General features: G+C 62.3%; 12 protein-coding genes. 5 read left to right on the plus strand and 7 right to left on the minus strand.

Features of this window, described 5'->3' with window-relative positions:
- Positions 1-9 precede the first annotated feature (9 nt).
- Positions 10-330, plus strand: a complete 321-nt coding sequence (locus tag F7R90_RS06460; protein ID WP_158056439.1) for a DUF7116 family protein — start codon at positions 10-12, stop codon at positions 328-330.
- Between the two features lie 342 nt (positions 331-672).
- Here F7R90_RS06460 and F7R90_RS06465 read toward each other — a convergent pair whose 3' ends face one another.
- Positions 673-1,863: a pyridoxal-phosphate-dependent aminotransferase family protein gene (locus tag F7R90_RS06465; RefSeq protein WP_192498421.1), complete on the minus strand. Its 1,191-nt coding sequence runs from the start codon at positions 1,861-1,863 to the stop codon at positions 673-675.
- A gap of 565 nt (positions 1,864-2,428) precedes the next feature.
- Here F7R90_RS06465 and F7R90_RS06470 point away from each other — a divergent pair.
- The 4 genes from F7R90_RS06470 to F7R90_RS06485 all read left to right on the plus strand — a co-directional run bounded on the left by F7R90_RS06470 (position 2,429) and on the right by F7R90_RS06485 (position 4,979).
- Positions 2,429-3,370: a metal-dependent hydrolase gene (locus F7R90_RS06470; protein WP_158056440.1), complete on the plus strand. Its 942-nt coding sequence runs from the start codon at positions 2,429-2,431 to the stop codon at positions 3,368-3,370.
- Positions 3,371-3,456: 86 nt separating this feature from the next.
- The gene (locus F7R90_RS06475) at positions 3,457-4,068 is read left to right on the plus strand and encodes a hypothetical protein (protein WP_158056441.1); all 612 of its coding nucleotides are present in this window, start codon (positions 3,457-3,459) and stop codon (positions 4,066-4,068) included.
- A complete protein-coding gene (locus F7R90_RS06480) occupies positions 4,065-4,715 on the plus strand; it encodes a hypothetical protein (protein ID WP_158056442.1) in 651 nt (216 codons plus the stop codon). The genes F7R90_RS06475 and F7R90_RS06480 overlap by 4 nt, the downstream gene beginning before the upstream one ends.
- 63 nt (positions 4,716-4,778) lie before the next feature.
- Positions 4,779-4,979 (plus strand): dodecin, encoded by a 201-nt coding sequence (locus F7R90_RS06485; protein ID WP_158056443.1) that lies wholly within the window; start codon positions 4,779-4,781, stop codon positions 4,977-4,979.
- 303 nt (positions 4,980-5,282) lie between these two features.
- On the opposite strand, the gene F7R90_RS06490 is transcribed toward F7R90_RS06485, so the two are convergent.
- The 6 genes from F7R90_RS06490 to F7R90_RS06515 all read right to left on the minus strand — a co-directional run bounded on the left by F7R90_RS06490 (position 5,283) and on the right by F7R90_RS06515 (position 11,821).
- Positions 5,283-5,648, minus strand: coding sequence for a HesB/IscA family protein (locus F7R90_RS06490; RefSeq protein ID WP_158056444.1), 366 nt, complete (start codon positions 5,646-5,648; stop codon positions 5,283-5,285).
- 281 nt (positions 5,649-5,929) lie between these two features.
- Entirely contained in the window at positions 5,930-7,363 is a 1,434-nt protein-coding gene (locus F7R90_RS06495) for an ATPase domain-containing protein (RefSeq protein WP_158056445.1), read from the minus strand.
- A 94-nt stretch (positions 7,364-7,457) separates the two neighbouring features.
- A complete protein-coding gene (gene hisD, locus F7R90_RS06500) occupies positions 7,458-8,732 on the minus strand; it encodes a histidinol dehydrogenase (RefSeq protein ID WP_158056446.1) in 1,275 nt (424 codons plus the stop codon).
- A gap of 124 nt (positions 8,733-8,856) precedes the next feature.
- A complete protein-coding gene (locus F7R90_RS06505; RefSeq protein ID WP_158056447.1) occupies positions 8,857-9,228 on the minus strand; it encodes a hypothetical protein in 372 nt (123 codons plus the stop codon).
- A gap of 104 nt (positions 9,229-9,332) precedes the next feature.
- The gene (locus F7R90_RS06510; protein ID WP_225741278.1) at positions 9,333-10,826 is read right to left on the minus strand and encodes an extracellular catalytic domain type 1 short-chain-length polyhydroxyalkanoate depolymerase; all 1,494 of its coding nucleotides are present in this window, start codon (positions 10,824-10,826) and stop codon (positions 9,333-9,335) included.
- A 2-nt stretch (positions 10,827-10,828) separates the two neighbouring features.
- Positions 10,829-11,821 (minus strand): extracellular catalytic domain type 1 short-chain-length polyhydroxyalkanoate depolymerase, encoded by a 993-nt coding sequence (locus F7R90_RS06515; RefSeq protein ID WP_158056449.1) that lies wholly within the window; start codon positions 11,819-11,821, stop codon positions 10,829-10,831.
- Between the last annotated feature and the right edge of the window lie 140 nt (positions 11,822-11,961).

Here is an 11,961-nt window from a genome sequence, read left to right on the forward strand (position 1 = left end):
CCCTAGTGGATGGCCCCTGTTAACACACCGCCAGTCGAACAGGCCCGGTCTATTTTCAGCGACTTAGGATACACCGTGTCGGGCGACGGCGACGAATTCCGGGCCGAACGGAAGTGGCGAGTCGTACGGGTGACGGCGGCGTCCGAATCTATCGAGACGCCAGATGACGGGGAGTTACGATGCTTCGTAACCTGGGAAGACTGCGCACCGAAGTTGCGACGACGGCTTCGACGGGCAGACCCGGACTACGAATGGGCAATCATCGAAATCCGGGACGGTGGCGACTACGAGGTGACTCGCGCACCGCCTAGCGTTCAGCAAGCGGTATAGGTTCTCGAATCGATTTCTTGGCGTTCGTTTTCTTTGAGGACGTGTAGGGTTGGTGAGTTGGTGCTGTGTATGCTGTTCGTAGGAATATGAGTGCAAATCCAAAAAGTGTGCGCTAGAGAACTCAAAACACAGTGAAGCTAGCTATTCCCGATACCAAGGAGAAACCGCACCGCACAGCACCGCCTGAGCCACACGCCTCCCCACCCGACTGTGTTTCTCAGTACGGACGACGCGACGAGTCGCGTCGTCCGGGCCTGCGATACTCGTCCCTCGCGCGGATGGTCGCACCACGAGGGTGCGACCGCACGCGCCGATAGTGAAAATTCAGTCTTCGAAACTGACCTACTGTTCGCCCAGTTTCGCCGCCGTCGCGGCTAATCCGGCCTCCACGTCAACGTCCGCGCCCTGCGAGTCCAGCGCATCGCCGAGCGCGCCCATCAGGTACGAGACGTTGCCCGGCCGCGCGGAGTAGCCCATACAGCCGATGCGGAAGATGTCGCCGTCCAAGTCGCCCAGCCCGGTTGCGATTTCGAGGTCGTATTGGTCGATGAGGTAGTCCGTCACGTCGGTGTCGGTGACGCCCGCCGGGACTTTCACCGCGTTCAGACTCGGGAGCCAGAACTCCTCGGGTGCGTTCATCTCGCCGCCCATGGCTTCGACGCCCGCTTTGAGGGCACCTGCCATCTCGTGGTGGCGCTCCCAGCGGTTCTCGATGCCCTCCTCCGCAACGAGTCTGAGCGCTTCCCGAAGCGCGTAGACGTTCGTAATCGGTGCCGTGTGGTGGTACGAGCGGTCGCTCCCCCAGTAGCCCTCCAGCAGGGAGAGGTCGAGGTACCACGAGCGGGCAGGTTCCTCGCGGGACAGTACTTTGTCCATCACGCGGTCCGAAAGCGTGAGCGGACTCGCTCCCGGCGGGCACGACAGGCACTTCTGCGGGCCAGAGTACGCCACGTCGATGTCCCACTCGTCCACTTTCAGTTCGACGCCACCCAGTGAGGTCACGGTGTCGGCAATCACGAACGCGTCGTGGTCGTGCGCGATGCTGGTGAGTTCCGGGACCTGCGGTTGCAGGACCCCGGTACTCGTCTCGGCGTGGACGAAGCCGAACACGTCTGGCTGATGCTCGTCGAAGGCGTCCTGTACGTCCGCGGGGTCCAGCGGTTCGCCCCACGGTGCGTCCACGTGGACGACTTCGCCGCCCGCGCGGGTCGCCATCTGCTCCATTCGCCCGCCGAAGTAGCCATTCGTCGGCACGAGCATCGTGTCGCCCGGTTCGACTACGTTGCCGATTGCGGCCTCCATCGCGGCGGAGCCAGTTCCTGAGACGGGAATCGTCCACTGGTTGTCCGTGCGGAACGTGTACCGCAGGAGGTCCTGCACGTCGTTCATGATGTCGATGAACGAGGGGTCCAAGTGTCCGACCAGCGGCGTACTCATCGCGCGCAGCACGCGGGGGTGGACCTCGCTCGGTCCTGGTCCCATCAGCGTCCGGTCGGGCGGCGTCAACTCGCCAACGTCTGGTTTCTCCGGCATGCGAATCGCTATCACCCGCGACGACTAAAAGACTTCTACGAGCGAACGTGTTGCCGCGAGGTGACCCGCAATCGCTGTGAACGTCGATTATTCCTGCGTTGCCGCTTCTAGGGCTAAGCGTAACCCTGCGATTGCTGGCGTTTCGAGCCTCGACGACGCGGAAACACAGCGTTTCCAGCCGCGAACGATAGCGAACGGTCTGGGTAGTTTATCCGGGATATCGTCGTACGGTTGTGTGCCCAGATGGACGTGTCAGGGCAGCACGTCTGACGGGCGAGAGTTACAAAACGGCACAGCGGTTCGGTTCCGGAGACCGACGCGACGGTGGGACCGAGATACCGTGCGAGACGGGCCACTTGGGGGAGATGGCCGCGTTCTCGCTGCAGTTGCCGCCGGTCCCCGTCCGTTACTGCCGGTTGCGCGTTCACGACGACGGCGGCCATCCTGGGGAGTATGGTCTGCCGTCCCGAGCCGTCACTTTTCGGAAGAACTCGTTTCGACCCGACTTGGAATTCGACCTGACTGGGAAGAGGCTTATATCGACTGAGCGCGAACTCACGACTCCATGATGGTCGGGCACGCGATGTTGGCGTTTGCCGTCGCAGCGACGCTTGGGACCCGATTGGGATACTCGAACGACCGAGCGCTCGCGCTCGGCGTCGTCGCCGGAGCGTTCGCGGCAGTGCCGGACGTGGACATGGTCTATGCGTTCGTCGGCGTCGCCAAGGTCGGATTCGGCGGCGTCTGGCAGATGACGAACGCCTTCTGGGGGAGTTCGACCGTGGTCCACCGCGCAGTGACCCATTCGCTGGTCGTGGGCGCAATCGCCGCCGTCGCGTTCGCGTTCAGTCCTGTCGAGCGCGGCCGCCCGATTGCCGCCATTCTCCTCGCCTCCCTGGTCGCCGTGGCGTTCTTCGAGAGCGGTCTGCTCGGCGCGACGGTGATGTTCGCGTTCGTCTTCGCGGGGGTCGTCGTCTCGCTTCTGGCCATCGAGTTCGCCGATGCCGGACCGCGTGCGATGCTCGCTACTGCGCTCGTCGGCCTGCTCTCACACCCGTTCGGCGACCTCTTTACGGGCACGCCACCGCAGTTTTTCTATCCATTCGAGTGGGCGCTGTTCGCCGACCGACTCGCTCTGCTCGCCGACCCGACACTGAACTTGCTGGCGATTTTCCTGTTAGAACTGTCCACGATTTGGCTGGCAGGCTCCGTCTACCTCCGACTGACAGACCAGCGACTCGCGACCCACGTCGATACCCGCGCCGCCGGAGGAGTCGCCTACGCCATCGCGGCAGTCGTCCTGCCCGCGCCGACGCTCGACGTGTCGTACCACTTCGTCTTTTCAGTGCTTGCAGTCGGCGTCGTCGGCGTCGCCCCTCGGTTCCATCCCGCCGCGAGACCGGTTCTTTCCGCCGATTGGAACGACGCGCTCACGTGGTCGCTGACCGGCTTGGCGGCGGTGAGTTTCGCCACGGTGGCGTACACTGCTGTCTATCTACTGATGTGAATGTGGTCGCGTGAACTACCTGTCCGTCGAATAGTTCGTGGAATCGTAGCCTAAACTTTCTTACAGTGGGGTGCGTACGGCCGACTATGGCACGTCGAAGGGGGACGCTCGACCGAGTCGTCGAAGACGAGCGCGTCAACGCAGCCATCTCGTGGTTGCTCGTTTGGTTCCTCGCTGCAGTCGCCGTCGAGAGTCTGTTCGACGGCGACCTGCTGTGGGCTGGATTCGCGGCGTTCGTGGCCGCACTGGCGGTCGTCCCCGCCGTTTCGCACCGCGATACCTCGGTCATGCTTCCGTGGGAAGTGTTACTGCTCGCCTGCTTGCCCATCCTTGGGAGGGCACTGGCGACGATGGTTCTCACCTCGCGGGTGGCGACCTACTTCGCAGTGGCGGCGCTGGCGCTCATCGTCGCTGTCGAACTGCACGTGTTCACGCCCGTCCAGATGACTCACTGGTTCGCGGTGCTGTTCGTCGTCATCGCTACGATTGCCACAGCGGGCGTCTGGGCAGTACTCCAGTGGCTTTCGGACATCTATCTCGGCACGAACTTCATCCAGAGCGAGGTGCGACTGATGTGGGACTTCGTCGCCGCCACGGCAGTCGGGTTGCTGGCAGGCGTCGTCTTCGAACTGTACTTCCGGCGGTTCGCGCGCGTTAGCGAGCGACTGCCGGGCGACATCGGGGACGACGTGCTATGAAGATTCGGGAGCAGTTACACGTCTCCGAACACCGCCAAGAGCAACTCACGCGTGCGATGGAGTTGAGCCTCGTCGGCATCTTCTTCATCGGACTCGACAGAGGGAACGTCGGCATCGTGGTCAACTCCGGCATCGCGTTCCTCATCACGTTCCTGCCAGCAATCTTGGAGCGCGACTACGAGATTCCGATGGACGCCGGACTCTCGCTGTGGATTACGGCGGCGGTGTTCCTCCACGCAGTCGGGACGCTCGGGCCGTACAGCGACCAGACGTTCTGGTGGTGGGACCACATGACCCACATGCTGTCGTCCTCGCTGGTCGCGGCAATCGGCTACGCGACGACGAGGGCCATCGACCGCCACACCGAGGACATCTACCTGCCGCCGAACTTCATGTTCGTGTTCATCCTGCTGTTCACCATCGCGTTCGGCGTCATCTGGGAGGTCATCGAGTTCGCGCTCGGGGGCCTCTCCACAGTCGTCGGCACGAGTGTCCTCACGCAGTTCGGACTGGAAGACACGATGAAGGACCTGCTGTTCGACACGCTCGGCGGCGTCGTCGTCGCGACGTGGGGCGCGGCGTACCTCTCGGACGTGGTCGGCGCGCTCACTAGTCGGCTGGATGGCCGAAGCCGGAAAGCCGATTGAGCTACCCCCAAATTCACCCCGGCGAGTGGCTTTAAGCCGCTGTGCGACCAATCGAGAGATGCGATGGTATTCAAGAAGATTACCCTCATCGGAACGAGTAGCGAGAGCTTCGACGCGGCGGCGGACGACGCCATCGACCGGGCGGAGAAGACGCTGAACAACGTCAAGTGGATCGAAGTGGACGAACTCGGCGTCGAAATCGCAAGCGTCGAAGGCAGAGAGTATCAAGCCGAGGTGACGGTGGCGTTCGAGTTAGAGGAGTAGAACTAGGAACTCCGGCGCGTGCGGCCGAATCCACTCGGGGATTCGGCCACTTCGCGCGAGGGACGAGCATCACAGGCCGAAGCGTAGCGAAGGCCGAGCAGTGCAGTTGGCTGGGGAGGCGTGTGGCCGTCGCGGTGCCGTGGCGGTGCGGTTTCCTCGGTTTCGGGAGTAGCTAGCGAATGCACCGTTCGAGAAGTCACAGTAACTTCTGTAGACCTACTTCTGCGGGCCAATCGGTCACTACGTCACAGAAATTCCCAGTAGCAAACGGGAGAGGATACGACGAAAAGCCACTATCTACACTTAGGTCCGGAAACTCTCGCCACAGCCACACTCACTCACGACGTTGGGGTTCTCGACGTTGAAGCCCGCGCCTTGTAGGCCAGTCTCGAAGTCCACGATGCTCCCTTCGATGTAGTTCATGCTCGCGGGGTCCACGAACACGCGAAGCCCGTGATGTTCGTAGACCGTGTCGTCCTCTTCCGGTTCGTCGTCGAATCGCATGCCGTAGGAGAGACCGGCACAGCCTCCCTGCTGGACGAACAGTCGCAGTCCCGATTTGTCGGTGTCCATCCCTTCCTCGTCGAGGAGGCCGAGCGCGCGCTCGGCGGCGTCCTCGGTCACCTCGATTTGTGGGGTGGCGTCGCCAGACGCGCTATCAGTACTCATAGGAGTTCCTTTCGTCGGGAGGATGTTAACTGTGACGCCGGGCGAGAGGGAGTGGCACTGTCTGGAAAGTCCTTGAGTACGACGAGTCACGAAAGTCACTCCGACGATGACCGCCCAGAAAGCCCTCGCACGCTCGCGGCCCCTTTCATTCCCACCCTTTGGTTGATAGCCGAGCGTTTTTGGTGGAGGTGGCACCGGGCGGTATCGGTGGAAATTGACACCGAGCGTTATGGGTTTATTGTCTGCTGTCGTCCAAGGCAGTCAGGTCCGGTTTCGTTCGCTCAGTCCGACTCCTCTCGGATTCGCGGTGTCCCGGTCAGCACGCCTTGGAGGTTCTCCATCGGCTTGCCGACCTTCACGCCGTTTTCGGTAATGTGGAACTCCCGGAGCATGCGCTCGTAGTCACTGGTGCGCTTTTTCAGCACGCCGATGGCCTTCCGAATCTCGCCGCGCAGTTCGAGATGTTGGAGCAGGACGACGTTGTCCGCGAGGTAGCTTAGCCCCTCGCCGGTCGCCTGCACGTCGCCAGTCATCGAGTCGTGTTCGGAGATGATGATGACCGTGACGCCCATGTTCTGGAGGAAGCGAGTGAGTGCCTGAATCGTCTCCACGAGGTTCTGCCGGTCGTCCCGGAGTGAGACGTTGAAGCCGTCGATGCCGTCTATCATCACGATGTCGGTGTCGTTCTCCGTGACTTCCTTGCGAACCATGTCGGCGAACTCCACCGCCGAGCGTTTGACCGGTTCTATCTCTTCTAAGTGGAGCGCACCCTGTTCGACCATCTTCCCGACCGGGACGTTGATGCCCGCGTTGCGCTCGCGGAACGTCTCGGTCGATTCTTCGAACATGTAGATGACCGACCGCTCGCCGCGTCCGGCGGCCTCCTTCATGAACTGCGTGCCGAGGGTCGTCTTGCCGACGCCGGTCGGTCCGGCGACGACAGTGACCGCACCGCGCTCGATGCCGCCGCTGAGCAGTTTGTCGAGTTGCGGAATCCCCGACGAAATCGCTTCGGTATCGAAATCGCGCTCGTGAACTTCCGGTTCGAGTGCGGGGAACACCTCGAATCCGTCGTCGGAGATCCGCATCCCGTGGGTCCCGTCGCGGGCACCCGCCACGGCAGACTTGGGGACTTCGAGCGTCCGTTTGCGCGCACTCTCGTGGAGTTCGATGGTGCCATCAGAAAGCGGCGCGAGGTCGGTGTCGTGTTCGGCCGAGCGGTAGCTAAACAGGCTCGTCGTGCCCTCACGGCGGAGATGACGCGCGAGGCCGATGGCCTCCTCTCGGAACCGTTCGTCGGTCGAAAAGAGGTCCCGGAGTCGCGTGACGGGGTCTACGACGACGCGGTCGGGGTCGAGGTCCGAGAGTTTCTCGGAGAGTTCTCCGACCAGTTCGGCGTCGTCTACGGCGGGGGAGAACGATTCGACGCGTCCGTCGATTTCGGGCGCGTCGTGGCGCATGTCGAAGAACTCGATGCCGTCGGTGTCGATGTCGACCGCGGCGGCTTTCTGTTCGAGTTCTTCCTTCGTCTCTTTGAGGTGAACGCAGAGCGCAGTCTCGTCGTTTTCGACGCCAGTGGCGAGGAACTGCAAGCCCAGCAACGTCTTGCCCGCTCCGGCGTCGCCCCGGAGCAGATACGTCTTCTTCGATACGAGGCCGCCGTTCAGGACGATATCCAAGCCCCGAACGCCGGTCGAGGTCCGTTCGTCGGACATGTTCCAAGCATGATTATGCTTCCCGGAAAATCGTTTTGGCTCTCGGTCGATAGTCAGACGCACGTTCAAACCGTCAGACGTACTTTTAGTTCTCTCAGTCCTCGAACCGCTTGCGAACGCTCTCGGCGTGGCCTTCCAGGCCTTCGGCCTCCGCGAGCGTGGTGACTGTGTCGCTCAGTTCCGACAGCGCGTCCTCGTCCAGTCGCTGGACGGTCGTGGAGCGCAGGAAGGTATCGACCGAGAGGCCGCCTGTAATCTTCGCCAGTCCGTTCGTCGGCAGGACGTGGTTCGTCCCGCTGGCGTAGTCGCCCGCGGCGACCGGAGTGTAGGGACCGAGGAAGACGCTCCCCGCGCTATCGACTCTGTCCAGCACGGAATCGGGGTTCTCGGTCTGAATCGAGAGGTGTTCGGCGGCGTACTCCTCGGCGAACAGAATCGCCTCGCTGGGCGAGCGCGAGTAGAAGACGCCGCTTGCGTCGTTGTCCAGCGCCTCTTCGATGACTTCGGCTCGTTCGCGCGACTCGATTTGTGACTCGATTGCTTCGAGGATTTCTTCGGCAACCTCCTCGCTGTCGGCGACTGCCGCAACTGCCGCGTTCGGGTCGTGTTCTGCCTGCGCAAGCAGGTCGGCGGCGACGAATTTGGGGTTCGCGGTCTCGTCGGCGAGTACGAGCAACTCGCTCGGTCCCGCGAGGAAGTCGATTGCCACGTCGCCCTGCACCTCGGCCTTCGCCGCAGTGACCCACTTGTTGCCCGGCCCGACGATTTTCTGCACGCGGTCTACCTGTTCGGTGCCGTAGGCCAGCGCAGACACTGCCTGCGCGCCGCCGACGCTGTACACCTTGTCCGCGCCAGTGGCGTGAATCGCGGCGAGCGTGACGGGGTTGATTTCGTCCGCCGGGGGAGTCGCCACGGCGACCTGCTCGACGCCTGCGACCTTCGCGGGCACGACGCCCATGATGGCGCTGGATGGGTAGGCCGCCGCGCCGCCGGGGACGTAGACGCCGACGCGCTCGATTGGTCGGAACCGGCGGCCGAGTTCTCGGCCTTCGGAGAACTCCTCGGTCCAGTCGTCGGGCATCTGGGCTTCGTGGAACTCCCGGACGTTCTCCGCAGCAGTCTCGATTGCCTCGCGCGTTTCGTCGTCCAACTCTTCGTAGGCGCGCTCTGCGGCGTCAGAGATTTCGAGATTCCCGACAGAAACGCCGTCGAACTCCTTGCAGAACTCTCGGACGGCTACGTCGCCCTCTTGGCGTACCTTCGAGACGATTTCGGCCACGTCCTCGCGGACGCCCTCGATTCCGGCGTCGCGGTCGAACAGCGACCGCCGCCGGTCTGGCCCGAGGTCTGCGGTGGCTTGCACGTTCATGGAGGACCGTTCGGAGTGCGGGCGAAAAACGGTTTCCTTCGGCGGTCCGTATCGAAGTCACTTCTCACTGAGTGGAATCAGAGCGGTCCGTTCCTGATTCGCCTCCGAAACTGAGTGGTGTCCGTTACTCCAAAATTTCCGTACACTCGGCGACGAATGCGTTAAGCTCGTTCGTCACGGTCGTACTAACCGTGACGAGCGTCCCTGATTGGGGACTGTGTGGGAAGTGCAGTCCCGTTCGGTCCTGCCAGCAGTGAACTGTACATTGGAGTCCGGTGTCGAGTCCGAGTCGTTCACGTGCCTGTTGAATATCCTCGCGCTCCCGGAGGTACTCTATCAGGCCCTCTGCCTGTACACTCGAAATGTTTTCTTGGGCATCGTCCCGAAGGTAGATGACACGTTTTGTCTCTGCATCGTAGAAGACGATACTTCGAAGCGCGCTACCGACTCTCTCCTGTAAGTGCGAACGCAATCGGTGGTGTGCACTACGGTCCATGTCCTGACCGGTTATTTTAAGGCACTTAAAAGTACGGGGGCGAACAGTTCGCTCCCGACTGTACCGACTGTATTCGTCCTAGCAGGGGTTGTGAGAGTGCGGGTTTAACAGCTATCCACGATTTCGTAGTACCCCTCCGAAGTCTCCTTCAGCGTCGTCGTCTCGTAGGTGTTGTACAGTCCCATGTTCTCGTCCGAACCTTCAGCATACGCGTAACTGCCGTCGGTGTACGCGCGTCCCTGCTGAACGTGCGTGTAGTTGTCCGTCGTGCCACAGTAGCCTTCGAAGCTTCCGCCGCCGACCGAAATCGCTACTGAATCAGTATCTGTCGCGCCCGCGTCGTCGGTCACGGACACCGTCGCGGTGTAGTCGCCCGAGGAACTGTAACTGTGACTCACAGTCTGTCCAGTCGCAGTCGCGCCATCGCCGAAGTCCCACTCGTAGGAGGCAATCGAGCCATCTGAATCAGACGACCCCGAAGCGTCGAACGAGACCGTTTCGTCTACTGCGGGGTCTGTCGGTGACGCACTTGCGGAGGCAGTCGGCGCGGTGTTGCCATCACCGTCGTCACCGCCGCCGTCACCGGGACCCCCGTCGCGGGTGTATCGCGCGAAGAAGTCCCAGATGAGTTGGCTGGCATCGGGACCGCCCGGCGCGGTGTACGAACCACCGGAAGTACCGCCGGACCACGCGTGGCCCATACTATCGACTGTGTACTTCTCGACCCAGACGTTGCCCGAATCGTCGGCGTACTCGTAGTGGGTGTAGCTGAGACTGTCGCCCGACCCCGTATTCTGGCTCTCCGCCGTGTAGTCGATGTTGTCGTCGTCCGCGTCGTCCAGCGCGAGGTCGTTCGTCACGGTCGCTTGCTCGGCCGCTTCGTCGCCGTTGCAGGGGTAGACCGTGTAGTCGCTGGTGCCGTGGAAGACGACGGTCGGAATCGGTCTCGTGATGCCGAACTGCTCCATCCGGTCGTAGGCGTGCTGTCCCTCCGATTCGGGGGTCGGCGACCCACTGCAATCGCTCATCGCCATCGACCCCTCCGACTGGGACTCCGCCACGTCGTACATGAATCCAGAGTGGATGCCGCTCGCCGCGAACACGTCGGCGTACTCCACGACGAGGTTCGGGACGAATCCCGCGCCAGCGGAGAACCCGGCCGCGTACACTCGCTGGTCGTCGATGGCGTGGTCGCCTTTTACTTGGTCCACCATGCCTTTGATGAGCGCGGCCTCGCCGTTGCCACGGGTCGTGTTCGCGTCGTTGAACCACTGCCAGCACTCGTTGTAGTTCGCACTCGTCGTCTGGTCGGGGTAGATGACGACGAACGTCTCGGCTTCCGCGACGGCGTTCATCCCCGTCTCGTCCTTGAACGAGTCGGGACTCTGGGTACAGCCGTGGAGCATGACGACGAGCGGCACGTCCGTCGAACCGTCCGCGCCCGTCGGCACGTACTTCTTGTAGGTCCGACCGTCGTACGTTTCGCTGGTGTAGCTTCCGGCGGCGGCACTGCCGACGCTGGTAAGCTTCCCCACTCCGCCAAGTCCGAACGCGCCCGCGCCGACGCCTTTCAGCACGTCGCGTCTGTTCGGTCGCACGGTTATTCACCCCGCGTGAACTGCGAGCAGAAGTCCCACACTATCTGGCTGGCGTCCGGGCCGCCCGGCGCGGTGTACTCGCCGCCCGATTTCCCGCCGGACCACGCGTGGTCCATGCCGTCAACCATCCACTTCTCGACGACCGATTCGCCTGCTTCGTCGTGATACTCGTAGGTCGTGTAACTGTGACTCGCCGCTTGACCGCTCGACACCACGTCCGCATCGTAGTCGAGTCCGTCGTCGTCCGAATCGTCGGCCGCGAGGTCGTTGGTCTGGGTCGCCTGCTCGGCGGCTTGGTGCCCGTTGATGGGATACACCGTCGTGTCGTCGGTGCCGTGGAAGACGATGGTCGGAATCTCGCTCGTGATGCCGTACGACTCCATAGCGTCGTAGGCCTGCGTGCCCTGACTTTGGGGGTCCGGGCCGCCGTAGGTCATCGCGTACGTGCCGCCAGACGAACTCTCTGCGGCGTCGTACTCCAACCCGGAGTGGACGCCACCGGCGGCGTAGATATCGGCGTACTCCGCGAGCATATTCGGGACCATCGCCGCGCCTGCCGAGAGACCTGCGACGTAGACCCGCTCTGGATCGCAGTTCTCCGCGTCGATGGTCTCCTGTGTCATCCCCGCGATGACTGCCGCTTCCCCGTTGCCGCGAGTCGTGTTCGAGTCGTAGAACCAGTTCCAACACTCGTAGGAGTTTCGCGCGTTGTACTGGTCCGGATAGATGACGACGAATCCTTCTTGGTCCGCGATAGCGTTCATCTGGGTCTCTTCGCGGAACTGGTCGCCGTTTTGGCCGCATCCGTGGAGCATCACCATCAGCGGTGCGCCGTCGCCGACGCCATCGGGAACGTACTTCCAGTAATCGAAGCCGCTGTAGTAGTGGTTGGTGTAGGACCCCGACGCCGCGGCAGTGCCGACGCTGCCGAGAAGTGTCGCCCCACAGACTGTGCTACCGGCCGTCTTGAGGAGTGTGCGTCTTTCGCAGTTCATGACGTGCCATACCATACCACTACGCAGGACAAAATCTAATCACGGGTTAATATGTAAAATTTACCAACGGAGGGACGAGGATACTCTCGCGAGGACCCGACGCGTATTTTCACACGCTCTACATGAATCTGCTACGGGGA

Source organism: Halorussus halophilus, assembly GCF_008831545.1.
GTDB classification, from domain to species: Archaea; Halobacteriota; Halobacteria; order Halobacteriales; family Haladaptataceae; genus Halorussus; species Halorussus halophilus.

Coding starts and splice junctions, on each gene's coding strand:
- F7R90_RS06495 (WP_158056445.1), bottom strand. CDS start 7,363: ATGTCCGACGAACGGACCTCGACCGGCGTTCGGGGCTTGGATATCGTC.
- F7R90_RS06490 (WP_158056444.1), bottom strand. CDS start 5,648: ATGAGTACTGATAGCGCGTCTGGCGACGCCACCCCACAAATCGAGGTG.
- F7R90_RS06480 (WP_158056442.1), top strand. CDS start 4,065: ATGAAGATTCGGGAGCAGTTACACGTCTCCGAACACCGCCAAGAGCAA.
- F7R90_RS06515 (WP_158056449.1), bottom strand. CDS start 11,821: ATGAACTGCGAAAGACGCACACTCCTCAAGACGGCCGGTAGCACAGTC.
- F7R90_RS06475 (WP_158056441.1), top strand. CDS start 3,457: ATGGCACGTCGAAGGGGGACGCTCGACCGAGTCGTCGAAGACGAGCGC.
- F7R90_RS06505 (WP_158056447.1), bottom strand. CDS start 9,228: ATGGACCGTAGTGCACACCACCGATTGCGTTCGCACTTACAGGAGAGA.
- hisD (WP_158056446.1), bottom strand. CDS start 8,732: ATGAACGTGCAAGCCACCGCAGACCTCGGGCCAGACCGGCGGCGGTCG.
- F7R90_RS06460 (WP_158056439.1), top strand. CDS start 10: ATGGCCCCTGTTAACACACCGCCAGTCGAACAGGCCCGGTCTATTTTC.
- F7R90_RS06465 (WP_192498421.1), bottom strand. CDS start 1,863: ATGCCGGAGAAACCAGACGTTGGCGAGTTGACGCCGCCCGACCGGACG.
- F7R90_RS06485 (WP_158056443.1), top strand. CDS start 4,779: ATGGTATTCAAGAAGATTACCCTCATCGGAACGAGTAGCGAGAGCTTC.
- F7R90_RS06470 (WP_158056440.1), top strand. CDS start 2,429: ATGATGGTCGGGCACGCGATGTTGGCGTTTGCCGTCGCAGCGACGCTT.